Origin of the sequence: Archangium primigenium, assembly GCF_016904885.1 — a bacterium.
Classification (GTDB): domain Bacteria; phylum Myxococcota; class Myxococcia; order Myxococcales; family Myxococcaceae; genus Cystobacter; species Cystobacter primigenius.
Window position 1 is genome coordinate 2,117,941 of the sequence record NZ_JADWYI010000001.1, and the last position, 22,873, is coordinate 2,140,813.

General features: G+C 70.2%; 22 protein-coding genes and 1 tRNA gene. 11 read left to right on the forward strand and 12 right to left on the reverse strand.

What is annotated here, in order from left to right; translation table 11 throughout:
- The first annotated feature begins 21 nt into the window (after positions 1–21).
- The 4 genes from I3V78_RS08985 (at position 22) to pyk (ending at position 4,528) form a co-directional block, all read left to right on the forward strand.
- Positions 22–1,485, forward strand: a complete 1,464-nt coding sequence (locus tag I3V78_RS08985) for an NFACT RNA binding domain-containing protein (RefSeq protein WP_204486041.1) — start codon at positions 22–24, stop codon at positions 1,483–1,485.
- Complete coding sequence (locus I3V78_RS08990; RefSeq protein ID WP_204486043.1) at positions 1,482–2,045, forward strand: hypothetical protein; 564 nt, start codon at positions 1,482–1,484, stop codon at positions 2,043–2,045. Before I3V78_RS08985 ends, I3V78_RS08990 begins: the two co-directional genes overlap by 4 nt.
- Before the next feature lie 150 nt (positions 2,046–2,195).
- Positions 2,196–3,008 (forward strand): hypothetical protein, encoded by an 813-nt coding sequence (locus I3V78_RS08995; protein ID WP_420840417.1) that lies wholly within the window; start codon positions 2,196–2,198, stop codon positions 3,006–3,008.
- Between the two features lie 89 nt (positions 3,009–3,097).
- The gene (pyk, locus tag I3V78_RS09000; protein WP_204486047.1) at positions 3,098–4,528 is read left to right on the forward strand and encodes a pyruvate kinase; all 1,431 of its coding nucleotides are present in this window, start codon (positions 3,098–3,100) and stop codon (positions 4,526–4,528) included.
- Positions 4,529–4,576: 48 nt separating this feature from the next.
- Here the strand turns inward: pyk and I3V78_RS09005 are convergent, their stop codons facing one another.
- Positions 4,577–6,100, reverse strand: a complete 1,524-nt coding sequence (locus tag I3V78_RS09005; RefSeq protein ID WP_338023849.1) for a GAF and HD-GYP domain-containing protein — start codon at positions 6,098–6,100, stop codon at positions 4,577–4,579.
- A 146-nt stretch (positions 6,101–6,246) separates the two neighbouring features.
- Between I3V78_RS09005 and rpe the strand changes: the two genes are divergently transcribed.
- Positions 6,247–6,900 carry a ribulose-phosphate 3-epimerase gene (gene rpe / locus I3V78_RS09010; RefSeq protein ID WP_204486049.1) on the forward strand — a complete coding sequence of 218 codons (654 nt, stop codon included), beginning with the start codon at positions 6,247–6,249 and terminating at the stop codon, positions 6,898–6,900.
- Here rpe and I3V78_RS09015 read toward each other — a convergent pair.
- Complete coding sequence (locus I3V78_RS09015; RefSeq protein ID WP_204486051.1) at positions 6,889–7,293, reverse strand: response regulator; 405 nt, start codon at positions 7,291–7,293, stop codon at positions 6,889–6,891. The genes rpe and I3V78_RS09015 overlap by 12 nt on opposite strands.
- A 253-nt stretch (positions 7,294–7,546) precedes the next feature.
- Between I3V78_RS09015 and I3V78_RS09020 the strand changes: the two genes are divergently transcribed.
- A tRNA-Pro gene (locus tag I3V78_RS09020) sits at positions 7,547–7,623 on the forward strand.
- Between the two features lie 84 nt (positions 7,624–7,707).
- Here I3V78_RS09020 and I3V78_RS09025 read toward each other — a convergent pair.
- On the reverse strand, positions 7,708–8,673 hold the full coding sequence (locus I3V78_RS09025) for a hypothetical protein (protein WP_204486052.1): 966 nt from the start codon (positions 8,671–8,673) through the stop codon (positions 7,708–7,710).
- Between the two features lie 286 nt (positions 8,674–8,959).
- Here I3V78_RS09025 and I3V78_RS09030 point away from each other — a divergent pair, with 286 nt between their 5' ends.
- The gene (locus I3V78_RS09030; RefSeq protein ID WP_204486054.1) at positions 8,960–9,139 is read left to right on the forward strand and encodes a hypothetical protein; all 180 of its coding nucleotides are present in this window, start codon (positions 8,960–8,962) and stop codon (positions 9,137–9,139) included.
- Between the two features lie 10 nt (positions 9,140–9,149).
- On the opposite strand, the gene I3V78_RS09035 is transcribed toward I3V78_RS09030, so the two are convergent.
- Complete coding sequence (locus I3V78_RS09035; protein WP_204486056.1) at positions 9,150–9,632, reverse strand: anthrone oxygenase family protein; 483 nt, start codon at positions 9,630–9,632, stop codon at positions 9,150–9,152.
- Positions 9,633–9,736: 104 nt separating this feature from the next.
- Between I3V78_RS09035 and I3V78_RS09040 the strand changes: the two genes are divergently transcribed.
- Genes I3V78_RS09040 through I3V78_RS09050 form a run of 3 tightly spaced genes read left to right on the forward strand, consistent with a single transcriptional unit; the run spans position 9,737 to position 12,992 of the window.
- Entirely contained in the window at positions 9,737–10,618 is an 882-nt protein-coding gene (locus I3V78_RS09040; RefSeq protein ID WP_204486058.1) for a hypothetical protein, read from the forward strand.
- Positions 10,615–12,009, forward strand: a complete 1,395-nt coding sequence (locus I3V78_RS39860) for a phospholipase D-like domain-containing protein (RefSeq protein ID WP_204486060.1) — start codon at positions 10,615–10,617, stop codon at positions 12,007–12,009. Before I3V78_RS09040 ends, I3V78_RS39860 begins: the two co-directional genes overlap by 4 nt.
- The gene (locus I3V78_RS09050; RefSeq protein WP_204486062.1) at positions 12,006–12,992 is read left to right on the forward strand and encodes a 1-aminocyclopropane-1-carboxylate deaminase/D-cysteine desulfhydrase; all 987 of its coding nucleotides are present in this window, start codon (positions 12,006–12,008) and stop codon (positions 12,990–12,992) included. Before I3V78_RS39860 ends, I3V78_RS09050 begins: the two co-directional genes overlap by 4 nt.
- On the opposite strand, the gene asnB is transcribed toward I3V78_RS09050, so the two are convergent.
- The 5 genes from asnB to I3V78_RS09075 all read right to left on the reverse strand — a co-directional run bounded on the left by asnB (position 12,963) and on the right by I3V78_RS09075 (position 17,703).
- Positions 12,963–14,921, reverse strand: a complete 1,959-nt coding sequence (gene asnB, locus I3V78_RS09055) for an asparagine synthase (glutamine-hydrolyzing) (protein ID WP_204486064.1) — start codon at positions 14,919–14,921, stop codon at positions 12,963–12,965. The two genes, I3V78_RS09050 and asnB, sit on opposite strands and share 30 nt — an antisense overlap.
- Before the next feature lie 30 nt (positions 14,922–14,951).
- On the reverse strand, positions 14,952–15,248 hold the full coding sequence (locus tag I3V78_RS09060; RefSeq protein ID WP_204486066.1) for a hypothetical protein: 297 nt from the start codon (positions 15,246–15,248) through the stop codon (positions 14,952–14,954).
- The gene (locus I3V78_RS09065) at positions 15,245–15,793 is read right to left on the reverse strand and encodes an RNA polymerase sigma factor (RefSeq protein WP_204486068.1); all 549 of its coding nucleotides are present in this window, start codon (positions 15,791–15,793) and stop codon (positions 15,245–15,247) included. The genes I3V78_RS09060 and I3V78_RS09065 overlap by 4 nt, the downstream gene beginning before the upstream one ends.
- Positions 15,794–15,805: 12 nt before the next feature.
- Positions 15,806–16,435: a DUF6249 domain-containing protein gene (locus I3V78_RS09070; RefSeq protein WP_204486070.1), complete on the reverse strand. Its 630-nt coding sequence runs from the start codon at positions 16,433–16,435 to the stop codon at positions 15,806–15,808.
- Between the two features lie 200 nt (positions 16,436–16,635).
- Positions 16,636–17,703 (reverse strand): M12 family metallopeptidase, encoded by a 1,068-nt coding sequence (locus I3V78_RS09075; protein WP_239576358.1) that lies wholly within the window; start codon positions 17,701–17,703, stop codon positions 16,636–16,638.
- A 376-nt stretch (positions 17,704–18,079) separates the two neighbouring features.
- On the opposite strand from I3V78_RS09075, the gene I3V78_RS09080 reads away from it, so the two are divergent.
- Positions 18,080–18,673: a CAP family protein gene (locus I3V78_RS09080; RefSeq protein WP_204486074.1), complete on the forward strand. Its 594-nt coding sequence runs from the start codon at positions 18,080–18,082 to the stop codon at positions 18,671–18,673.
- A gap of 54 nt (positions 18,674–18,727) precedes the next feature.
- Here I3V78_RS09080 and I3V78_RS09085 read toward each other — a convergent pair whose 3' ends face one another.
- The 3 genes from I3V78_RS09085 to I3V78_RS09095 are packed head-to-tail and all read right to left on the reverse strand — an operon-like array spanning position 18,728 to position 22,867.
- Complete coding sequence (locus I3V78_RS09085; protein WP_338023506.1) at positions 18,728–20,161, reverse strand: OprO/OprP family phosphate-selective porin; 1,434 nt, start codon at positions 20,159–20,161, stop codon at positions 18,728–18,730.
- Positions 20,149–21,204, reverse strand: a complete 1,056-nt coding sequence (locus tag I3V78_RS09090) for an ABC transporter ATP-binding protein (protein WP_204486076.1) — start codon at positions 21,202–21,204, stop codon at positions 20,149–20,151. Before I3V78_RS09090 ends, I3V78_RS09085 begins: the two co-directional genes overlap by 13 nt.
- Positions 21,197–22,867, reverse strand: coding sequence for an ABC transporter permease (locus I3V78_RS09095; RefSeq protein ID WP_204486078.1), 1,671 nt, complete (start codon positions 22,865–22,867; stop codon positions 21,197–21,199). The genes I3V78_RS09090 and I3V78_RS09095 overlap by 8 nt, the downstream gene beginning before the upstream one ends.
- Positions 22,868–22,873 lie beyond the last annotated feature (6 nt).

Below are 22,873 nucleotides of genomic sequence, written 5' to 3' on the forward strand. Positions count from 1 at the left end.
AGCGCCAGAGGAGGCCGTGCCGTGGCTCTACGTCCCTCGGAGTGGGAGCAGGTGGTGGCGGAGGTGGCCGCGCGGCTGACGGGTGCGGTGGTGCAGAAGGCCTGGTGTCCGCTGCCCCGGCTCGTCTACCTGGAGTGCCGCGTGCCCGGGCGCTCCGTCCTCGTGTGCCTGTGCGCGGAGGGCGAGCTGTCGCGCCTCTCCGTCGCCGCCGAGCGCTTCCCCACGCCGGGTGAGCCCGCGCCCTTCCAGCGCTGGCTGCGCCAGGAACTGGTGGGGCTCAAGCTCGCCGGGCTCTCCTGGTCGGAGGCGGGCCGCACGGTGACGCTGGACCTGCAGAGCGACGAGTCGCGGCGGCGCCTGGTGCTGGAGGTGGGCGCGCCGGGGGGCCTGGTGCTGCTGGCGGCCGACTCCCAGCGGGTGTTGATGCTCTCGGGGGACGGCCTCGCCCAGCGCCGGGCCCTGCACCCCGGTGGACTGTGGGCCCCGCCCGCGCCCGTGAACGACGAGGTGATCGCCCGCACGCGCGCCCAACCCTCCCGGCTGGAGCCCAAGCCGGATGACCTCCTGCCCCTGGCGGAGGCGGCCGAGCGGCTCCTCGGGCCCAAGGACAAGGCGAGCCGCGCGGAGATCATCCGTCGGCGGTTGGCGCTGCCCTACCGGGCGCGGCTCAAGCGCTCGGGGCGGACGCTGGAGAAGGTGCGCGCGGAGGCGGCGCGGGGCCCGGAGGCCGAGCGGCACCGCCAACTCGGCGAGCTGCTCACGCAGAACCTCTACCAGCTCAAGCGCGGGGCCCGGGAGGTGGTGCTCACCTCTTATACGGAGGCGGGCATGGAGGAAGTCCACGTGACGCTGGACCCCAGGCGCACGCCCAAGGAGGAGGTGGAGTGGCACTTCCACCAGTACCGGCGGCTGATGCGGGGCGTGGAGCACGCGCGCCAGCGCGAGGCGGAGCTGGCGCGCGAGGTGGCGCACGCCCAGGAGGCGCTGCGGCAGGTGGAGGAGATGGACGAGGCGGCGCTGCTCGCGCAGGTGGAGGTGCTGCACCAGCCGGCGGGCGAGGACGGTCCGCCCGAGGCCCGGCCCTTCAAGGAGTACGTGGGGCACGGGGGCCAGCGCATCTGGGTGGGCAAGGGCGGCGAGGACAACGACACGCTCACCTTCAAGGTGGCGCGGCCGGGACACCTGTGGCTGCACGCGCGGGGCCTGTCGGGCAGCCACGTGGTGGTGCCCCTGCCCAAGGGGGTGGAGGTGTCCCAGGAGGTGCTCCTGGACGCGGCGCACCTGGCGCTGCACCACTCGGGGGCCAAGGGCGAGCCGCGGGGCGAGGTGAGCTGGGTGCCGGTGAAGTTCGTCAAGAAGGTGAAGGGCGGTGCGCCGGGCCAGGTGCTCTACACCCGCGAGAAGACGCTGGTGGTGCGCCGCGAGGCCGAGCGCCTGGAGCGGCTGCTCAAGACGCGCGGCGGAGAGGCGCCCGTGGCCTCATGACGGGCGAGGTGCCGCAGGGCTCCGTCTGTGCCCGCTGTCCGCGGCTGCTCGGGGCCTCGTGCTGCGAGGTGAAGGAGGGCGAGCGCCTGGCCACGCTCACGCGCGCGGACGTGGAGCGGATCCAGGCCCACACGCGGCTCGCCGCCCGGCGCTTCGTCGACGAGGAAGTCCTCTCGCACGAGGAGGCGGCGGAGTACGAGGCGCGCCGTCCGCTCTACCGGGGGTACTTCGCCCGCGCGCCGGTGCGGCTGACGCTGCGCACGCGCGCGGGCGCCTGTGTGTTCCACGCGCCGGGGAAGGGCTGCGTGCTGCCCGCGGAGGTGCGGCCCGTGGCGTGTCGGCTCTACCCCTTCGAGCGCTGGCCGGACGGCAGTTGGAGCGTGCAGATGGGCCGCTACGGGGACCTGTCCGAGGCCCGGGCCGGGGGCGATGCCTGCCTGGCGGTGGAGGAGGCCGACAGCATGGACGGCGTGCTGGAGCTGTTCGGCACCACGCGCGAGCAGGTGGAGGCCTTGGGGGAAGTGCTCGCCGGTGAGACGGGGCGACACGGCCGGGGTTGACGGGGTGACGGTGGCCGGGCGGGCGAGCGCCGCCGGCCTTGAGTCCCGGAGGCCGACGGGTACGATGGGGCCCGCGTGTCGTCGCTCCCGACCCCTCCTTCCTACTTCGTTCCACGTGCTTCCTCCGCGGAGGAGGGCATGTCGTCGGCCGTGCGTCGTGGGGTCGACGCTTCCCATCGCCTCGCCTCGGTGCCGCGCGAGCCGCCCGTGCGGCCGGTGGCCCTCGCGCCCGAATCGCCCGAGTCGCCCGAGGATTGGGCCTTCACGCCCGAGCCCACCCGGGAGGAGCTGTGGGCGCGCGCGGAGACGCTCGCCTACTACCTGTCCGCCAACCTGCGCATGCCGGTGCGGCTGTCGGTCACGGACAACCGCTCCACCATGGTGTCCTTCCGGCGCAGCGCCAACGTGCTGCAACTGCGCCTGCACCACATGTTCCTGGACGCGCCCGAGGGCGTGGTGCGCGCGGTGGCGGACTACGCCGGCCGCGGCAACCGGGTCGCCGGCGGCGTGCTGGACGACTACATCCGGGGCCAGCAGCCGCGCATCCGCCAGGAGCGCCACGCGGCCGAGGCCGACCTCGATCCGCGCGGCAGCCACTTCGACCTGCAGGTCCTCTTCGATCGCCTCAACGGCTCCTGCTTCCAGGACACCATCCAGGCGCGCATCGGCTGGGGCCGCATGCCCCCGCGCCGCCGCCGCAAGTCCATCCGCCTGGGGGTCTACGATCACCAGACGCGGGAGATCCGCATCCACCCGGCGCTGGATCGCCCCGAGGTGCCCTCCTTCTTCGTGGAGTTCATCATCTTCCACGAGATGCTCCACCAGCTCTTCCCCAGCGCCAACGCCACGGGCCGCCGCGTGCACCATCCGCGCGCCTTCCGGGAGCGCGAGAAGACGTTCCCCCTCTACGCTGCCGCACTGCGTTGGGAACGGGAGAACCTGAACCTCTTGTTGCGCGGCTGAACGCTCGGCGCTTTACCAATTTACCGATCGACCGGCTCGCGGCGACGTCGCTTGACCCTTTGTGTGGCTCGACCCGATTCTCCGCCGCCATGCGACGCGCGAAGATTGTTTGCACCCTTGGTCCCGCCAGCCAGAGCCAGGAAATGCTCGAGGCGCTGATCGAAGCCGGAATGGATGTGGCCCGGCTCAACTTCTCCCACGGCAGTCACGAGCAGCACGCCGAGAACATCGCCAAGCTCCGGGCGGCCTCGCTCAAGTGCCGCAAGGCGGTGGGCATCCTCGGAGACCTCCAGGGCCCGAAGATCCGCACCGGCCGCTTCATCACCGGCAGCACCGAGCTCAAGGAGGGCGGTGAGTTCCTCATCACCACCGACGAGAGCGTCAAGGGCACCGACGAGATCGTCTCCACCACCTACGCGCACCTGGCGTCGGACGTGAACCCGGGCGACCGCATCCTCCTGGATGACGGCCTGCTGGAGCTCAAGGTCCTGGAGACGGACAAGAAGAAGCTCATCCGCACCAAGGTCATCCACGGCGGCACGCTCAAGAACAACAAGGGCATCAACCTGCCGGGCGTGGCGGTGCGCGCGGACGCGCTCACCCCCAAGGACCGCGAGGACCTGGTGTTCGGCATCAAGGCGGGCGTGGACTACATCGCCCTGTCCTTCGTGCGTCAGCCCGCGGACATCGACATGGCGCGCGCGGCCATGGCGGAGATCGGCCAGTCGGTGCCCATCATCGCCAAGCTGGAGAAGCCCGAGGCCATCGCCCGCCTGGACGCCATCCTGGACAAGACGGACGGCGTGATGGTGGCGCGTGGTGACCTGGGCGTGGAGATTCCGCCCGAGGAAGTGCCCAGCGTGCAGAAGGACATCATCCGCCGCTGCAACCTCCGGGGCCTGCCGGTCATCGTGGCCACGCAGATGCTCAACTCGATGATCGACAACCCGCGGCCCACGCGCGCCGAGGCGAGCGACGTGGCCAACGCCATCTTCGACTCGGCCGACGCGGTGATGCTCTCGGGCGAGACGGCCAGCGGCAAGTTCCCCATCGAGTCGGTGCAGATGATGGACCGCATCGTGCTCGCGGCCGAGTCCACCATCCGCGCCCAGCAGCTCACGCGGCCCTCGAGCACGCCGGTGGGCATGCCCTCGCACTTCCCGGACGTGATCGCCGCGAGCGCGTGCCACGCCGCCAAGCAGTCGGGGGCCTCGCTCATCGCGGCCTTCACGCTGTCGGGTGTGACGGCGCGCCTGCTCGCGCACTACCGGCCGTCGGTGCCCATCGTGGCCTTCAGCCCCAACCAGGAAGTGCGCCGCCGCCTGGCGCTGCTCTGGGGCGTGGTGCCCCGGGTGCTCGAGCCCATCCAGGACACCGAGGCCATGGTGCGCCGCGTGGAAGAGGAGCTCGTGTCCCGCGGCCTCGCGCGCAAGGGTGACCGCGTGGTCATCGTCTACGGCGCGCCCGTGGGCCAGCCCGGGAAGATCAACAGCCTCCGCCTGCACATCATCGGCGGCTGAGACGGAAGTTCCCCGGGCCTTCTTCTCGGAAGGCCCGGGCGGTAGCGCCTAGCCCGACTGGGCTTCCTTCTGCATGCGTTGGGCCACCTCGGCCTCCACGAAGATGCGGAACAGGTCGGCGTCGAGCTGACCGCTCTTCACCTCGCGCGAGAGGATGTCGAGCGCGAGCGTGTGCGGCACGGCCTTCTTGTAGGGCCGGTCGCTCGCGGTGAGCGCGTCGTAGATGTCGGTGATGGACATCATGCGCGACTGCACGGGGATGGACAGCTCGGGCACGGCGCGCGGGTAGCCCGAGCCGTTGAGCTTCTCGTGGTGCGCGTAGGCGATCTCCGGCACGCGGCGCAGGTTGCGCGTCCAGGGAATCTGCGTGAGGAAGCGGTAGGTGTGCTCCACGTGGCTCTCGATCTCCCGGCGCTCCTCCTCGGAGAGCGTGCCCTTGGCGATCGACAGCGAGGTGATCTCCCGGTCGATGAGCAGGGGCCGCTCCTGGCCGAACGCGTCGTCGAAGCGCAGGTGCTTGAGCTCGTGCAGGCGCTCGAAGTTGCCCTGGGCGAGCACCGTGGGCCGATTGCAGGTGAGGACGAACTCGAGCACCTCGTCCAGGTGCTTCATCTCCTGGACGAGCCGGGCGTCCTCCTCGGCGTCGATCTCCGGGAGGTGGTGGGTGCCGCGCACCCGCACGGCGTCGAGCCGCCGACGGTAGCTCTTGAGCTGGAGGTCCTTGCGCGCGAGCTGGAAGCGCGCCTGCAGGGCGTCCATCTCCGAGGGGTAGAGCTTCTCGGCCTTGACGAGCACGGGCTCGCGCACGCCCACCTTGCCGAAGTCATGCAGGAGCGAGGCGTAGCGCAGCTCCTGCAACTCGCTGTGGCTGAAGCGGGTGTGGGCGTAGGGCCCGGTGTGCACGTGCTCGAGCGCGCGGGCGAGCGACACGGTGAGGTTGGCCACGCGGCCCGAGTGGCCCGCGGTGGTGGGGTCTCTCGACTCGATGGCCACCACGGAGGCGGAGACGAAGCCCTCGAACAGGCGGTTGATGTCCTCGTGGAGCAGCGCGTTCTCGATGGCGCCGGCGGCCTGGGCGCCCAGGGCGAGCAGGAGCTCCTCGTCCTCGGAGTCGAAGGGCTGGCCGTTGAGCTTGTTGAGGGCCTGGATGACGCCCGTCACCTCGCCGTTGGCGTCGCGCATGGGCACGCAGAGCACGCTCTGGGTGCGGTAGCCGCTCAGGGTGTCGAAGGAGCGGTTGAAGCGCTCGTCGGCGTAGGCGTCCGGCAGGTTGATGACCTCGCCGGTCTCGGCCACCTGGCCGGCGATGCCGCTGCCCACCGGGAGGCGGATTTCATTCTTGGAGCCCTGGGCCACCTTGCTCCAGAGCTGGTTGCGCTCGCGGTCCAGCACGAAGAGCGAGCACCGGTCGGCCTCCACCACCTTGCTGGCCTCGTAGAGGATGAGCGGCAGCAGCAAGTCCAGGTCCCGCTCGGCGCTCATGGCCTTGGCGACGTCCAGGATGGACGTCAGCTTCTTGAGGCGCCGATTGAGGTCGGGGGGGCTGGGCGGCGGCTGGCTCTGTGGAAGCACCAAGGAGGACTCCGGAAGGGGCGGGCGCGCGGACGACAAGGGCTCTTCTTAGCACGGCCCCGCCCGTGACCAACCGGCCCCTCCCGCCCGGACGCTCCTCGAACGAGCCAGTACCCGGCGCGCCGGGAAGTGACTAAGTAGCCGGCATGACCCGTCGCGTACTCGTATCGCCCTCGCTGTTGTCCTCGGACTTCGGTCGCCTGGCCGAGGAGGTTCGCGCGGTGGAGGCCGCTGGCGCGGACTGGGTTCACGTGGATGTCATGGATGGCCGCTTCGTGCCCAACATCACCCTGGGGCCCGTGGTGGTGGAGGCCATCAAGAAGGCGGCGACGCGGCCGCTGGACGTCCACCTGATGATCGTCGAGCCGGAGAAGTACGTGGACGCCTTCGTGAAGGCGGGGGCGGACATCCTCACGGTGCACGCGGAGGCGTGTACGCACCTGCACCGGGTGATTCAGCAGATCCGCCACGCGGGGGCGCGGCCGTCGGTGGTGCTCAACCCCGCCACGCCCTTGTCCGCCATCGAGGAGGTGCTGGGGGACGTGGACATGGTGCTGCTCATGAGCGTCAACCCGGGCTTTGGCGGCCAGGGCTTCATCCCCCAGACGGTGGACAAGGTGCGGCGCCTGCGCGCGATGCTGGACGCGCGAGGACTACAGACGGAGATCGAGGTGGACGGCGGCATCAACGCCGAGACGTCCAAGAAGGTGGTGGAGGCGGGGGCGAGCGTGCTGGTGGCGGGCTCGTACGTCTTCGGCGCGAAGGACTACGCGGCGGCCATCCGCTCGCTACGCCCGTGAAGCCTCGGCGCCCTGCGCGCTCAGGGCGAACAGGCCCGCCATACGGGCCACGCGCATCATGAAGGTGTGGTCGAACGGCTTCACCTCGTAGGCGTCCGCGCCGAGCTCGAAGCACACATGGCGGGTGAACTGGTCCTCCACGCCGCTGAGGATGATGACCTTGCACGCGCGCGTCTCGGGATCCTGCTTGAGCCGGGCGAGCAGATCGCGACCGTCCTCGTGCTGGTGGATGTCGAGGATGATGACGGCGGGGCGGTGCTGCCGGGCCAGCTCCAGCACGTGGCGGGAGGTGGTGTCCGCCACGGAGGCGAGGCCCGTGCGGCGGGCCTCCCGGGCGAGCGCCGACACCACGAGGGGCTCATCATCGGAGATCAGGACGATCGGAGAGAGCATGGGGGCCTCGGGGGTGGCTGCGCGGTTCAAAGGAGTGCCAAGCAAGCGTCGTTCCATCCGGGATTTCCGGGAAAATAGAGGGGTTAGGCGAGCGGGGCCTGGGTCATGCGGGACCGATGGGTCGCTCCCTACCCGGAAAACGGGGGGCGGATGAAAAGCGGAGGGAAGGGCGTTGACTCAGCCGGGCGGGTCGGGTACATCCCCGCCTGCTTCGACGGCCCGAAAGCAGTTCCGGCGAAGGCACGTACGGTGACGGGGAGTGGCTCAGCCTGGTAGAGCACTTGGTTCGGGACCAAGGGGTCGCAGGTTCGAATCCTGTCTCCCCGACCATCAGAAGGGCGCGGATCCCACGGAGAAATCCACGGGGTCCGCGCCCTTCGCCTTTCTCAGGCAACGCGCCTCTTTCACGCCCTTCTAGTGCTCTTCCTCCGCGTCCGGCTCCTCGGGCTTCGCCGGTGCGTGGATGTTCCTGGGCTTGAGCAAGGTGAGGACGTTGCTGGCGCTCTGCTCGACAGGGGTCGTGCACCCGAGCTGGGCCATATACGCGACGAGGTAGTGTCCCTTGTCCCAGTTCTCCTCGTGGGTGAGTTCGAGTCGGCTGGTGCGCCGCTCCGATGCGCCCGAGCCCTGGGTGAGCGCCGGGGACTCTGCGTAATCGAGGCTCTTGCAGTCGCATCGCTTGTCATCGATGAGTCGGACGCACAAATGCCCAGTCACGCGGCCCTTCACGAGGTTGGTGACTTTGTAGGCCACCGTCACCTCGTCCTGTTCGTTCTGGGTGAGCTGAACCTCCTCGAGCTTGAACCAGGGACCGGTGGCTTCACCGCTATCGGCTGGAGAGACTTTGGGCTCGGGCCGAGCATCGGTCGGAAGCTCCTGTCCGGATTTGTCCATGAGAATGAGTGCGCTCAGCCGCTCGGCCGTGGGGAGGCAGGACGTCTTGCCCACGTAGAGTCGGAAGAACTCCGCCGCTCGCCAGCTTTCCGCGGAGAGGAAATCCGACTCGTCGGTCACCTGGTCGGAGTCTCCCGCCCGCAGGCTGAGCCGGTCGAAGACATTTCCCTGCTCGACCAGATATCCCTCCTTGTCCACGGAATCCAGACAGAGAAGTGCCCGGACGCGCTGGGCGCCCTGGTTGCGGACGTCGTACGAGAGGGTCAGCTTCGACTCGTTTTCGTCATAGCGGAGCCTCACGTTCGACAGCGTGTAGGTCTCCTCGGGTGGCACGGGCGCGGCTCGTGCCGCCACGGCGGGGGGAGCGGAGGGCGTCGGCGGCGCAGCGGGTTGCTCGTCCTTCTTGCAACCCGCGTGCAGCACGGCGATGCCGGTGACAACGAGAACGCAACGAACGAGCGGGGTGAAGGGAACCTTCTCGCGCATGTTGGCAGTGAATCCCACACCTGCTCCTGTCTCAAGGGCAACGTGCCCACGGGCGGCCCGGCGTTCCACTCCACTCGCGCGGATGACGACTGCCTCGACTTCAGCATGGAGGTGCTCCCGACAGCACGGTCAGCCTGTGTCTGAATAGCGATGCGAGCACCGATCGTCGCAAGAGCCCGGTGTATGGCATCACCCCGAGGAAACGGGACGTCCACGTCACCATCACGGAGAAGATGGGCAAACACAACGACCCGGCAGTTCCCGTCTTCAAGAAGACCGAGTCACCATGAACTTCTCGGACTCGGACAACCCCATCCAAAACATCAACGCCTTCGCATTGCACGTTCTGCCGGATTGGGTCACCGCCGACTCGACCCTCACGGCCTTGATGCCGAGCCGCCGTGGCATGAGCGCCGCCACGCGCGCCTTCATCGAGGCCTGTCCCCTCGCGGTCTGGCTGGATTGAAAACCGCGCTTCAACGCGCCACGAGGGCGAGGATGTGGAGCGCGGTCGCACCCGTGCAGGCGAGCGTTCGGACATGGTTCCAGCGCGTCCAGTCCTCCAGATAGCGGGCCCAGAGCGTCGCGCCCTCGGCGCTGGTGGGGGCGACGGCGGCCAGTGCGTTGTTGAGGGGGACGTTGAATGCCACCGTCACGGCGAACATGCCGAGCACCTGCAGGAGGCCACCGAGCAGCATGGGCAGCGCGCCCGGTTCACCCCAGCGCATGAGGGCGAGACCCGCGAGCACGGCGCCCGCGACCGTGGTGCCCAGGAACACCGGCATGAACAGCGAGCGCACGATCTCGACATTGATGGCGTTCATCGCCGAGATGCCCGCCGCCCGGTCGAGGCGGGCGAGCGAGGTCATGATGAAGGCGGAGAAGGCGAAATAGAGCCCGGCGAGCAGGCCATTGCCGAGGGCGGAGAACCAGAGCAATCCAGCCACGAGGGTTTTCATCGTCAGGCCATTCCTTGCGCCCAGCCGAGGAGGAGTCCCGGGCGGGGGCGAGCGGGCCTTTTCTACGCGTGTGGGCGCGGACCCGCTATCCTCCCGGATCCCTTATGGAACTTCGCGTTGGCCCGAGCGCCGTGCCTTCCTCGTCCGCGTCGCTGCCCGGGGCCTGGGGCCGCATCGATTGGTCTCCCCCCGTCCCCGACCATTTCCTCATCCCCGAGCATCACTACCGCATGCGCGGGGATTGCTCCTTCCTCACCCCCGGCCAGCGGGTGCGCCTCAACCATCTGGCGGTGCGCTTCAGTTGTGAGTCTTTCGTCCACTTCGAGCGCTACGTCATCGACTACCTCGAGCAGTACCCGGGTCGGCTCGCGCCCCTGACCGAGCGGCGGGTGCGCCGCTTCGTCGACGAGGAGCGCGTGCACGTGGACGCCTTCTACGCCGTCCTGGAGCGTCTGCGCCCGGAGCTCCATGCCGGGCGCCAACTGCGGATGCACCGCTGGACCTGGGTGGACAGACTGCTGCTGCGGGTGTCTCCGTCCGTCACCTTCTTCCTGCTGGCGGCCATCTTCGAGGAGATGACGCTCTATGTCCCGGTGGTGATGGACGAGCGGCCCGAGCAGTCCTATGCGCCGCTGCACGAGGTGATGCGCCTGCACGCCCGGGAGGAGCGGGGCCACGTGGCCCTGGACGAGCGGGTGCTCGCCCACGCGGCCCAGCGGCAACCCCGCTGGCTCGTGAGCCTCCAGGTCGTGCTGACGCTCGGACTGCTCGTGAGCGTGGGGATGCAGATGAACCGGGCCTGGAAGCGGGGCGTCGAGCAGTTCGCCCGCGAGGAGGGACTTCGCCCCGCGCAGGCCCGCGCGCTCCTGGGCAAGCGCTTGTCCACCTCGGACGAGATGGGGTTGCGCAGCATCTCGGCCCGCCTGGCCCACTCGCCCCTGGGGGGCGCCCGCCTGCTGCGTGCCGTGCTGGACCGACTGACGTGAGCGCGCTCCCCCAGGTGGACTACGTGGGCGAGCCGCGGGGGCTGCTCCAGCGGCTCCACGAGCTCATCCAGATGGCGCGCGAGAGCATCGTGCTGCAGATGTACCTCTTCGCCGCCGATGGCCATCTGTCGCTGCTGCGCCCGGGGCATGCGACCTTCCCCCTCGCGGGCACGGTCGGCGGATGGCTCCTGGAGAAGCGGCGACGCGAGCCGCACGTCCTCATCGTCGTGCTGCTCGACACCAACACGCCCGATGATCCGACCCGGGTGCGCCTGCCGGGTGAGCTGGTGCGCCACCAACTGGAGCGTGCGGGGGTGCTGGTGCTCAACGCCAACCTCTTCCACACCCGCTTCGACGCCCGGCGCACCTGGCTGCCCGGCATGGACTTCCATCGGCGCTGGCGCGAGTTCGGCGCGCGGGACTGGGTGGCCCGGCAGCAGCGCTGGCAGACGCTCCACAACGTGGAGGACCACCGCAAGAACCTCGTCATCGATCAGGGCGCGTGGGGGGCGGTCACCTCGCACAACCTCTTCGACGCGGCGGCCGCCTGGCACGAGAACCTGCTGTGCTTCGACGGCGAGGCCGCGCGGGCCCTGTGGCACACCGCCCGCCGCGCGCTCCAGCTCGCCCTGGAGATTCCCCAGCGGCTGGACGAGGCCCAGCGCACCGCCCTCCTGGCCCTGCTGTCCCGCGAGGCCCGGGGCTCGCCCCCCTTCCAGCCCCAGCCCCCGCGCCCCGAGTTGGAGGCGTTGACGGCCCCCGAGGCCCCCGCGCTGCCTCCGCCCGCGCCGCGGCGGGCGCGGGTCCGGGTGCTGGACAGCGAGCACATCCGCCCCTGCCTGGAAGCCGCCATCACGCGCGTGCCGCCTGGCGGCCACATCGCCGTGGCCACCACCTACTTCTCGGACCTGGAGATGCTCGAGCGGCTGTTCTCCGCGGCGCGTGCCGGGGTCTCCGTGCGGGTGCTCATCGACGACCTGTGCGCCCTGCCGCTGCCCGCTCCGCACGCCTTCGCCGTGCGCCAGTTCGTCAACCGTCGGGTGATCGAGGCCGCCCGCACCCGGGCGCCTTCCGGCTTCGAGCTGCGGATCCACGCCTCGGGCGCGGGGGCGATGATGCACCTCAAGACGGCGGCCTTCTCCAGCGAGCAAGGGGCCGTGCTCATTGGCGGGCAGGCCAACTACACGCCCAACTCCTTCAACGGCGCGTGGTGGGAGACGGACGTGGAGGTCGAGAGTCCCGAGCTGGTGGCGGACTTCCTCGCCCACTTCGACGCCCTGTGGCGGCTGCCCACGTGCGCGCCTCCGGCCCCGAGACCTCGGGGATTGCCGTGGGCGCAGGTGAGTCTGGCCTTGCTCGCGTTGCTGGCGCGCTGTGGATGGCGGCCATGACGCCCGCCTTCTCCATCACCCCGACGCCTGTCGAGCGGGCCCGGTGGGTGTCCGAGTCGGTGGGCCGGGAGGTGTACGTCAAGCGGGAGGGCGCCACCCATGCGCTGTATGGGGGCAACAAGGCGCGCAAGCTCGCGACCCTGCTCGCCGATGCGCGCGCGCGGGAGGCCACGGACCTCGTCAGCGTGGGGGCCGCGGGCTCCCACCACCTGCTGGCCACCGCGGTTCACGGACGGGCGGCCGGCTTCGAGGTCACCGCCGTGGTCGTCCCGGGCCCCGACTCCCCCGAGGCGCGTGACTCCCTGCGGGCCACGGCCGCCCAGGGCTGTCGGCTGCTGCCCGTGAGCGGCGAATGGGCCGCCGTGCCCCGGCTGCTCGGCGTGCTGTGGGCGCTGAAGCGGCGCGGCCGGAGGCCCTACTTCCTGCCTCCGGGAGGCAGCTCGGTGGTGGGGGCCCTGGGCTACGTGGCCGCGGTGCAGGAACTGGCGCTGCAGCACGCCCGCGGGGAACTGCCCGAGTGGCCCGAGGCGATGGTGTGCGTGCTCGGCTCGGGGGGCATGCTGGCGGGGCTCGCGGCGGGCGTGCATCTGGTCGGGCGCCCGTGCCGGGTGGTGGGCGTGGCCGTCTGGAGCGCCTGGGCGGCGCACCGGGGCGCGCTCGCGTGGATGGCGCGGCGCACCCTGACCCGCGCGGCCGGCGCGAGTGCTCCGTGCTCCCTCGAGGTGGAGCGGGGACAGTTGGGCGCCGGTTATGGACAGCCCACCGAGGCGGCCCTGGAGGCCCGGAGCCTCTTCGCCCGGGATGGGGTGGCGCTGGACCTGACCTATACCGCCAAGGCCGCCGCGGGATTGCTGGCCCTCGCGCGCGCGCCCTCGGGACCGCGCCGGCTGCTCTTCTGGCACTCGCTCTCGTCGGCGCCGCTCGGGCCGTTGCTCGAGGGGGGACCGCCTCCCTCAGCGCGTGTGCGCGCGCTCCTGCGCTGACAGCGGGGGCGGGCTCCAGACGGGCAGCTCACACAGGCCGCCGCCCAGGAACAGGTGGTGCCAGAGTTGGGTCGTCACCACCCCGGACAGGCCCGCCTCCAGCACGTAGCGCCGGGGCGCGAAGGCGGGTTGCCGGGCGATGCACGCCTGGGCCCGGGCCACGCCTTCCGGGGAGAACCAGGCGGCGGCACGCAGGGACTCGGGCGACAGCAACTGCTCGGCCCACCGGGGCCGGTGCGGACCGTGGAAGACGGGGTGGGCGCGGAACATCGCCTTGGGGCGGCGGGCCAGGGTCGCGGGCACCCGGCGCGCGGCCAGCTCGCGCAGCAGCCACTTGTCCGTCAGCCCCCGCAGTTTGTAGCGCGGCGACAGGCTCGCGGCGAAGTCGATGACCTCCTCGTCGAGGAAGGGATAGCGCGCCTCCACGCCGGAGTGCATGGAGACCCGGTCCCCCTTGTCCGCCAGCAGGTGGCCCGCGAGCAGCAGTTTGTACTCGACGTAGAGGGACTGGTGCAGCGGGTGCCAGCGGTGGCGCCTCGGGTGGTGCAGGTCCAGCTCCTCGAGGGGCGAGGCGTCCCCGAGCCGTTCCCACAGGGCCTCGCCGTAGAGGTGTTCCCGCGCACGCGAGAGTGGATCGAAGAGATCCTCCTGGGCGCCGCGGCCCGGGCCGAGCAGCGCTGGCAGGGGCAGGCGCTGTCCCCCCACGAGCCCGAAGAGCACGCGTCGCAACAGGCGCGGCCCCCATGCGCCCGCGTGCGATTCCACCCACGACAGGACCCGGTGCGATTTGTACCAGGGGTAGCCCGCGAAGGCCTCGTCGGCGCCCTCGCCGGTGAGCACCGCCTTGTGGCCCCGCTCGCGCACCCGGGCGGCGAGTCGCAGCAGGCACGCCGCGGCGGTGTCGAACACGGGGCCCTCGGCGGCGGTGACGAGCGCGGGGAAGGTCTCGGCGATGGTGGTGGGGTCCAGGGCCACGGTGTCGAGCTCGGCCCCCACGGCGCGGGCGGCGGCGGTGGCCTGGGGCCGCTCGTCGAGCCCCGCCCCCACCAGGCCAATGGTGAAGGCCCGGGGCACGGGGTGACCCTGGCGGGCCGCGAGCGCCAGGGCCACGGTGGAGTCCAGTCCTCCGCTGAGGTAGGCTCCGACCGGAGCGTCGGCACGCAGTCGGCGGGCCACGGCGCGCGAGAGCACGGCCTCCAATTCGTCCACGAGCACCTCGGTGCGCTCCTCCTGGCGCTCCTCGCCCGTGTCCGGGAAGTCGAGGTCCCAATAGCGGCGCGGGAGGACCCGGCCCTCGCGGACCTCGAGGAAGTGGCCGGGCGGCACGGGCCGGATGCCCTCGAAGAAGGAGCGGAAGGCGGGCGCGGCGAGGAAGCAGAAGAGGTGGTCCACCCCCCGGACATCCGGACGCGCGGGGACGAGCCCCGAGGCGAGCAGGGCCTTCACCTCGGACGCCCAGAGCAGCCAGCCGTCGCGCTCGGTGTAGTACAGCGGGCAGATGCCCACGCGATCCCTCGCGAGCCACAAGGTCCGGCGGGGGCGGTCCCACAGCGAGACGGCGAACTGACCCCGGGCCCGCGCGAAGGTGCCCGCGCCATGTTCCTCGTAGAGGTGCACCCACGCCTCGGTGTCACAGCGCGAGGCGAAGACGTGGCCCCGGGCGCTCAACTCCTCTCGCAGCGTGGGGGCGTCATAGAGCTCGCCATTGCTGGCCACCCAGATGTCCGCGCGCTCGTTGGCCAGGGGTTGGCGCCCTCCCTCGGGGTCCACCAGGGCGAGCCGACGCGCACACAGCGCCAGGCCGGGCTCCTGGTGAAGATGCTCGTCGTCCGGTCCGCGATGCGCGAGGGCTCGCGCCATGGCCACGAGGCGCTCGCGGGGAAACGAACGCCTTGCCTCCAGGTCCACGGCCCCGGCGATTCCACACATGACCGGGAATCTACAGCGGCGCCGGGGGACTTACCCTCTCGATCGATCCACGAGGTACCAGAGCAGCGCGGTGGCGAGGCTGCTGGGAACGAGCAGGCTGCCGGCCTCCAGGGAGGACTTCACGCCGTTTCCGCCCTCGCTGGTGAGCACCAGCACCCCGATCGCCATGACTCCGGTGAGGAGGAACACGAGCGCGCGCCGTCCCTTCCGCTCCGGGGGCGGCAGGCGCTGGAGGACCCGCATCTGGAAGCCATCATCCGGAAGCGAGGGCAGGCCCTGGTGCCGCAGGAGCGTGTCGAGCCGGGTCTCCTCATCACGGTCATTCATGGGACCTCCTCGAGTTGCCGGCGCAGCTTCTCCTTGGCGCGCGCGACGTGGGTCTTGAGCGTCCCCAGGGGGCAGTCGAGGACGTGGGCCGCCTCCTCGTGGGTCAGCTCGTTGGCGTAGGTGAGCACGAGCGCCGCCCGCTCGCGGGGCTTGAGCGCGACCAGGGCCCGCTCCAGGTCATGGCGCTCCAGAATCATGTCCGGCGGGGCCTCCCCGGTGTCTCCGGCTTCCAGGAGCGGGGGCTCCATGGGGACCTCGCGACTGCCTCGGTCGCGGCTGAAGAAGGCGTTGCACGCGATGCGGTAGAGCCACGAGGAGAACTTCGCGCCCCCCCGGTAGCCCCTCAGTCCCTGGTAGGCGCGCAGGAACGTCTCCTGCGCCAGATCATCGGCCCGTGCCACATCTCCCCCGGTCAGGCGGCGCAGCAGGCCCCGCACCGCGGACTGATGGCGCTGCATCAGCTCGCCAAAGGCCCGCCGGTCATCCCGGAGGAGCACCCGGGTGATGAGCTCGGCGTCCGAGGGGACTTCAGGGGACGGGGACATGGACGGAGGCGCTCAGGACCGAGGCTCGGGCGAAAGCGCGGTGGCCCAGGGCCCCTTGCCGTTGCGCAGACGCCAGACGAGCACATGTCCTAGGCCGATGAACAGCAGCATGGCGCCCGCGCCCCAGGCCCCTTCCTCTCCCGGGATCATCGCCAGGAACAGCGCCAGCCCCAGTCCCGACGCGGACAGGATGATGCCTCGGCGCAGGTCGGAGGGCTCGTTCCGGGGCGGCGTGAGCAACCCCGGGGGAATCTCCGCCCCCTTCTCCACCACCAGCCGCACCGTCTCGTGGATCCGGCGCGCCTTGCGATCCGCGGCCCACAGCCAGGCCAGGAAGCCCGTCAGCACACAACTGAAGAAGACGGTGCAGAGGACCACGGGCGTGGGATCGAAGCGCGCCTGCCGCGACTCGCGGGACTGGAGCAGCGAGAAGAGCTGATCCTGGCTGAGCCGTCCCGATGAGGACTCCAGGTGCTTCGCCTGGGCGTCGACCTCGGCTTCCACCGCCGCCAGCTCGGCTTCCACCGCCGCCCGATGCGCCTCGAGTTCGGGGGGAGGGGGAGGGGGAGGGGGTTGGGACCAGGCCTGACCCGCTCCCAGCAGGGTGGCCATGAGACACATCTGGAGCATCTGACGCTTCATACGCGAGGAATCCCGCCTGTCGGTTGGTGGCGGTGAGACTCGCGGAGAGGGCGTCCTGGATTCAGGCGCTGATTTTTTCCCGTGTCCGCCCGACGTGCCGGGGTGCACGCCAGGAGTCCGGGTCCAGCGACTCCTGAGGTGTGGGTTCCTCTCATCCAGGCGGCATCCCGGGAGCCACACGGGATGCGCCCGTCCACGGCCTACTTCTTCTTGACCTTGATCGACGAGGTGAGGTCGTTGAAGTTGTACGTCGTCAGGTTCGGCACGTCGCAGCCGCAGGCCAGCGCGCCACCGAGGAAGTTGGCGTCGTTGAACACGGTCCACTCGTAGCCGGAGGTCACGACCTTGATCGAGGAGATGCGGTCGTTCCACGCCGCGCCGACGAAGGAGTTGTCGCCGGTGAGGCAGAAGCTCTCGCCCCGGTAGTCCGCGTCGGCGTAGAAGCAGACGCCGGAGGCGGTGGTGCTGCCGCCGTAGATGGCGCGGATGGCCGACAGGTCGCCCGCGGTGAAGCTGTTGACGCGGTCGTTGCCGACCAGCTCGGGCGGGAAGCCATTCTTGGGCACGTAGTCCCAGCGGCCGTTCACGTAGTAGTTGCGGTAGTGCATCATCGACTCGAAGTCGTACGCGCCGATGGGCGTGCCCGCCGAGCCCCGATCGATCTCGTTCTGGCTGCCGCCCGCGTTGACGGTGACCCACTGGTCGCGGTCCTGACGCACCTGCTCGTGCGCGAGGCCCACCGCGTGGCCGAGCTCGTGCCGGGCGGGGTTCACGCCGCAGCCCTTGCCCAGGGACAGGTCCTGCCGCCCGCCAATCTTGCCGACGTAGCTCCAGCAGCCGTCGCTGGTGATGATGCGCACGTAATCGGTCTGGTTGGTCCGGGCCACCCAGCGGATGGAGGTCTTCGCGTCGTAGTCGGCCTTGGCGCCGGCGAAGGCCGTGCGCGTCTCCGACGAGGCGGCGGAATCGATCTCGTACGGAATGACGCCCCCGGGCCACTTCTGACCGGTGGCGTTGACGATGCCGGAGCCCATGGGACGCACGCGCTCGGCGCCGTCCAGGTGCAGGATCACCTGCTTGTCCGCGCTCAGCACCTGCTTGCCCGAGACCTCACCGATCACCTGATCGCCGACGAAGGCGTAGTTGCCCTTGAGGACCGCCGTGACGGGAGCCTCGAAGCCGGCCAGTCGGACCTGGAAGGACTGTCCTTTCGGGTACTGGGAGTTGTACACGGCGTCGTTCTCCGCCGCGCGCTCCTGCTCGCTCATCTCCGATTGGGACGCTTGTTGTTGCGGGAGGGCCTCCTCCTGCTGTCCACATGCGGTCCCCAGCAGACCCAAGGCAAGAAAAGCCACGTGACGCATTCCACGGTTGAGCATGTTGTCCTCGTCGGATGGTGCGGCACGGGGGCGGGAGTGCGGCTCGCGCACCCTCCCGGACGTCGTTGCCGCGATTGGCGCCGATAAATTGACGTAAACGGGTAAAGTCAGCAAGAGCTGTTTGAATCGTTTAAGCAGATAAATGGGCTTTACTGTTCAAATGTAAAATTCCGGTTCGTGGGGGTCCCTCGCGGTGGAAATGGAGGCCTGGGGTGCGTGTTGGGTACGGGTACGCTGTCCCTTGCCCGTCGAGGACTCCCCGTCCATGCGTCCCTTTCGAGTCGTGCTCTCCGCGTTCTCCCTGCTGGCGCTCACCGCCTCGAGTGCCTTCGCGCGCAATCCCACCGAGCTCCCGGTGGACGCCGCCTACCGCAAGGCCTTCCGGGAGACGATCCTCGCCCGGCACAACGAGTATCGGGCCCGGCATGGCGTTCCTCCCTTGAAGTGGAGTGACAGCATCGCGAAGTACGCGGCCACGCGCGCGAAGACGCGGGCCCAGCAGGACGGCCTCTCCGCGGGTCACTCCGGGCTCGCCCCGGGGTATGGGGAGAACCTCTACTGGGGGGGCAGCAGTGGCGCGGGCTCGGCCGTGCCTGCCGCCACGGATGCCGCCGAGCGCGCGACCAAGAGCTGGTACGACGAGATCAAGGACTACGACTACAAGAACCCGACGTTCAGTCCCAAGGTCGGCCACTTCACGCAGATGATCTGGAAGAACACCACGGAAGTGGGCTGCGCGGTCTTCAGTCTCAAAGGCAGTCAGTGGCTGGAGACGTATGTCGCCTGTGAGTACCAGCCCCCGGGCAATGTCATGGGCCAGTTCGCCGCGAACGTTCCGCCGCCCAAGAAGAAGGGCTGAGCCAATCCGCGGGGTGACGGCGATGAAGCGCGCAGGTGCGCAACGACTGTCGCGCTAGAAGGAGACCTGGGCGCGCAGACTCACGGTCTGGCCATCGTCCGCGCCCGTGAAGTCTCCGTCGCGGTTGTCGGTGTGCCAGCGGATGGCATTCAACATCAGACGGCTGAAGCTGTTGAGGTACCAGTTCACCCCCGCGGTCGCCGCCCAGCCCCGGCCCGCGGGCGCGGCGTGGGTGAAGCCCAGGGACTCGTAGCGGGCCGTCAGCTCGAGAGCGCCGGGTCCCTGGTCGACGACGGACCGGCGGACCTGGGGCTGGGTGAAGTTGCCGAAGCGGGGGTTGTAGGGCGGCGTCTCCCCGGTGATGAACCAGCCGGCCGCGACGCTCCAGGCCCGGGTGATGAAGGGGGACGGGGCCTCCAGCCGGACCTCGCGCTGGCCCAGCTCGGCCATGAGCCACACCGGGCCCGCGTACCCCCCGAGCTCGGCTCCGTAGCCGGTGTCTCCGGTGGCGCCGGTGAGGGGACCCGTCGACACGCGCAGGTTGCCGTTGAACCGGCCTCCGATGGTGGTGTTGCGGGTGACGGTGCCCGCCACCGGGGAGAGTTGCTCGGTGAAGCCCCACGCGCCGAGGTGGAGGACGACGCGTGCCGTCTTCACCGGATTCCAATGGACGCGGGCGAGCACGGTGCGGCTGTCGCTGACGGAGTAATTACTGTCGACGTCGTCTCCGGTGAGCGTGAGGGAGGCATGCCAGGTGGGCCCGAAGAGCCGGCCCTGGGCGCCAATGCCGTAGAAGCCCCGCTGGGGAAGGATGGCCGTGCCGACGACGGTGCGCTCCAGGAAGGGCGTCGCGTCCGAGCCCGTCGAGGCATCGAGTCCCCGGTCGTTGAAGAGGTTGCCGATGCGCAGGTCGTAGTCGAGCCCCACCACCTTGTGGCGCCAGCCCAGGAAGGCGGTGACCACGTCGATGCCGTTCTCCGCGAAGTCGGTCTCGAACTGGTAGAAGAAGTGCGCGCCCACGCCTCCCTCGATGCCGAGTCGCAGCGCGCGTGAGCCCGTGGTCGTGAGGTCGCGGGCCTCGTAGCGCGAGCCGCTCGTGTGGGAGGCATCCAGCAGGATGCGCCCGCGCGGCTTGAAGGAGAAGACGCCATCGGCCGAGCGGAAGATGGGCGCGCCGGCGCCCCACTCGACTTGCAGGTCCGTGGCCTTGGCGGCGGGGTCCTTCGCGGGAACGGACGCGGCCCGGGCCGTCTCCACGGGGGCCGTGGCCGGGCCGGGTGGCACGAGCTGCGGCGCGATGGGCGTCATGCCAGCGCGCACCCGCGTGAGCTGCTCATGGTCCTGCGCCTGGAGCTGCTCGAGCGCCTCCAGTCGGGCGCGGAGCATCTCGAGCTCCACCTGCTGCGCGCGGAGCCGCTCGCCCGCCGCGTCGTCCGGAGGCGTGGCCAGCAGCAGCGCGCCGACGACGACGGGGGCTAGAAGATCCACAGGTGCTCCCGGGGGATCGCGAGCATGTACTCACCCGGGGACAGCGCCTCGCGCGTGGAGGCCCGCACGGGATGGCCCGCGAGCTGGAAGTGGTGCTCCCACCGGCCCCCCACGTAGAGGGAGCTGGCCAGGTGCGCGGGAAGGCGGTTCTCGCCCGGGCCGGACGCCAGGGCGATCTCCTCCACGCGGATGACGCCGGTGGCCGCCTCGCTGCCCTCGGTCGCCGACTGCTGACGGCCCCACAGGGACAGGCCGCCAATCTCCAACCGGGCCTCGTTGCCCCGGCGCTCGAGGATGCGTCCCTTCAGGGTGTTGTTGACCCCCATGAAGTCCGCGGCGAAGAGGCTGCGCGGCTCGGTGTAGAGCTGCTGCGGCGTGCCGTCCTGCACCATGCGTCCCCCGTCCAGCAGCATGATGCGGTCGGCGATGGCCATGGCCTCCACCTGATCATGCGTGACGAAGACGGCGGTGAGCCCCAGCCGCTTGATGAGCCCGCGGATCCACACCCGGGCCTCCTCGCGCAGCTTCGCGTCCAGGTTGGACAGGGGCTCGTCCAGGAGCACCAGGGGCGGGCTGTAGACGAGCGCCCGCGCCAGCGCCACGCGCTGCTGCTGGCCTCCCGAGAGCTGGCTGGGCAGCCGATCGCCATACCCCGCCAGACCCACGCCCTCGAGCACCTCGCGCACCTTGTGCTCGATGTCCGCCTTGGACTGATGGCGCAGCTTCAGCCCGTAGGCGATGTTCTCGAACACCGTCTTGTGGGGCCAGAGCGCATAGGACTGGAACACGAGCCCCAGGTCGCGCTGCTCGGGCGGCAGGTTCACCTTCGCCGCCGCGTCGAAGACCTTGCGCTCACCGATCTGGATCCGGCCCTGGATGGGCGTCTCCAGCCCGGCGATGGAGCGCAGCAGCGTGGACTTGCCGCTGCCGGAGCGGCCGAGCAGCGCCACCACCTCGCCGTCCCGGAAGTCGGCGGTGATGCCCTTGAGGATGTCGTTGGTGCCGAGCCGGACATGGATGTCCTCGACGAGCAGCCTAGCCATGGTGTGCCTTCCTTCCGAACAGGGTGACCAACAAGAGACCGCAGCCGACCATCGCGATGTTGATGGCCGAGAGCGCGACGACGATGTCCACCGCGCCCGCGGCCCAGAGGGACACGAGCAGCGAGCCAATGACTTCCGTGCCCGGGCCCAGCAGGTAGACACCCGTGGAGTACTCGCGCACGAAGGTGATGAAGACGAGCAGCCAACTGCCCACCAGTCCCGCGCGGATGAGGGGCAGGGTGACGTCCCGGCTGACGCGCGCCGGCGTGGCGCCCACCACCCGGCCCGCCTCCTCCAGCTCCGGTCCAATCTGCAGCAGGCTTCCGGAGACCAGACGCATGCCGTAGGCCATCCACACCAGCGTGTAGGCCACCCACATGGCCAACAGCGTCTGCCGGAAGGGTTGCAGCGGCGGGAAGAACAAGAAGACCCAGAAGATGGCCAGACCCGCGACGATGCCCGGCATGGCGCGGGGTAGGAGCACCATGTAGTCGATGGCTCGCGCCCAGCGTGACTGCCAGCGGTGCACCGCGAGGTTGATGAGCGTGTAGACGGCCACCGAGGCGGCGCCGCCCACGGCCGCCAGCACCAGGGTGTTGGTGATGCCCCGGACGAGGTTGGGGTAGTTCGCCAGCTCCTGGAAGTGCTCCAGGGTCAGCGCGCCGGTGATGCTCACGCCCTCGCCCCAGGTGGACAGGAAGGCGCGCAGCACCAGCGCGCACACCGGGGCCACGACCACGCCGAGCAGCCAGAGCGTGATGAACGCCAACGCGGGCCAGCGCCACCCGCCCAGGGAGATGGGCCGCGAGCTCTGGGCCTTTCCCTTGATGGACACGTACCGGTTGGCGCCCTGGAGCAGTTTGTTCTGCAGCCACACCAGCGGCACCGCGATGAAGACGATGACCATCACCACCACCGCCATGAGCTGGTAGGAGGGGATGCCCAGCACGTTGGTCAGCTTGTAGAGGTAGGTGGCCAGCACCAGCTCGCCCTTGGGGTCCGCGAGCACGAGCGGCAGGCCGAACAGCTCGAAGCCCAGGAAGAAGACCAGCACGGCGGCGTACAGCAGCGCGGGGCGGATCATCGGCAGGCTGACGGTGAGGGCCACGCGCAGGGGGCCCGCGCCCGTGGAGCGCGCCGCCTCCTCCACGTCCGAGCCCAGGCTGCGCAGGGCCGTGGCCGCGTAGAGGAACACGTGGGGCGCGTGGGTGAGGCCCGCGATGACGATGAGCGACGTGCGCGAGTAGATGTCCCAGGGCAGCACGCCCAGGTGGCTCTTCACCCACAGGCTGAGCAGACCCACCGGGCCGAACGCCACCACGAAGCCAAACGCCAGCACGATGGAGGAGATGAACATCGGCGTGAGGATGAGGGGCTCGAGCCACCGCCGACCAGGCAGGTCGGTGCGCACCAACAGGAAGGCGAGCAGCGCGCCCACCGGCAGGGCGATGAGGGACATGCCCGTGGCCACCAGCACCGAGTTGCCCAGGGCGCGGTAGAAGTCCGGGTCGTCGAAGACGAACTGGTAGGCGCCCACGCTCGGGTGCACGTTGCGGGCGAAGAAGGGGCCGTCGAGGAAGCTCTGCCAGACGACCAGCAGCAGCGGCGCGAGGATGCCCACGGCGGACGCCAGGACGATCCCGATTCGGGTCGAACGATTCATGCGGAA

Coding starts and splice junctions, on each gene's coding strand:
- pyk (WP_204486047.1), top strand. CDS start 3,098: ATGCGACGCGCGAAGATTGTTTGCACCCTTGGTCCCGCCAGCCAGAGC.
- I3V78_RS09025 (WP_204486052.1), bottom strand. CDS start 8,673: ATGCGCGAGAAGGTTCCCTTCACCCCGCTCGTTCGTTGCGTTCTCGTT.
- I3V78_RS09090 (WP_204486076.1), bottom strand. CDS start 21,204: ATGGCTAGGCTGCTCGTCGAGGACATCCATGTCCGGCTCGGCACCAAC.
- I3V78_RS09040 (WP_204486058.1), top strand. CDS start 9,737: ATGGAACTTCGCGTTGGCCCGAGCGCCGTGCCTTCCTCGTCCGCGTCG.
- rpe (WP_204486049.1), top strand. CDS start 6,247: ATGACCCGTCGCGTACTCGTATCGCCCTCGCTGTTGTCCTCGGACTTC.
- I3V78_RS09035 (WP_204486056.1), bottom strand. CDS start 9,632: ATGAAAACCCTCGTGGCTGGATTGCTCTGGTTCTCCGCCCTCGGCAAT.
- I3V78_RS09050 (WP_204486062.1), top strand. CDS start 12,006: ATGACGCCCGCCTTCTCCATCACCCCGACGCCTGTCGAGCGGGCCCGG.
- I3V78_RS09030 (WP_204486054.1), top strand. CDS start 8,960: ATGAACTTCTCGGACTCGGACAACCCCATCCAAAACATCAACGCCTTC.
- asnB (WP_204486064.1), bottom strand. CDS start 14,921: ATGTGTGGAATCGCCGGGGCCGTGGACCTGGAGGCAAGGCGTTCGTTT.
- I3V78_RS09095 (WP_204486078.1), bottom strand. CDS start 22,867: ATGAATCGTTCGACCCGAATCGGGATCGTCCTGGCGTCCGCCGTGGGC.
- I3V78_RS09075 (WP_239576358.1), bottom strand. CDS start 17,703: ATGAGCGAGCAGGAGCGCGCGGCGGAGAACGACGCCGTGTACAACTCC.
- I3V78_RS09065 (WP_204486068.1), bottom strand. CDS start 15,793: ATGTCCCCGTCCCCTGAAGTCCCCTCGGACGCCGAGCTCATCACCCGG.
- I3V78_RS09080 (WP_204486074.1), top strand. CDS start 18,080: ATGCGTCCCTTTCGAGTCGTGCTCTCCGCGTTCTCCCTGCTGGCGCTC.
- I3V78_RS09070 (WP_204486070.1), bottom strand. CDS start 16,435: ATGAAGCGTCAGATGCTCCAGATGTGTCTCATGGCCACCCTGCTGGGA.
- I3V78_RS08990 (WP_204486043.1), top strand. CDS start 1,482: ATGACGGGCGAGGTGCCGCAGGGCTCCGTCTGTGCCCGCTGTCCGCGG.
- I3V78_RS09015 (WP_204486051.1), bottom strand. CDS start 7,293: ATGCTCTCTCCGATCGTCCTGATCTCCGATGATGAGCCCCTCGTGGTG.
- I3V78_RS09060 (WP_204486066.1), bottom strand. CDS start 15,248: ATGAATGACCGTGATGAGGAGACCCGGCTCGACACGCTCCTGCGGCAC.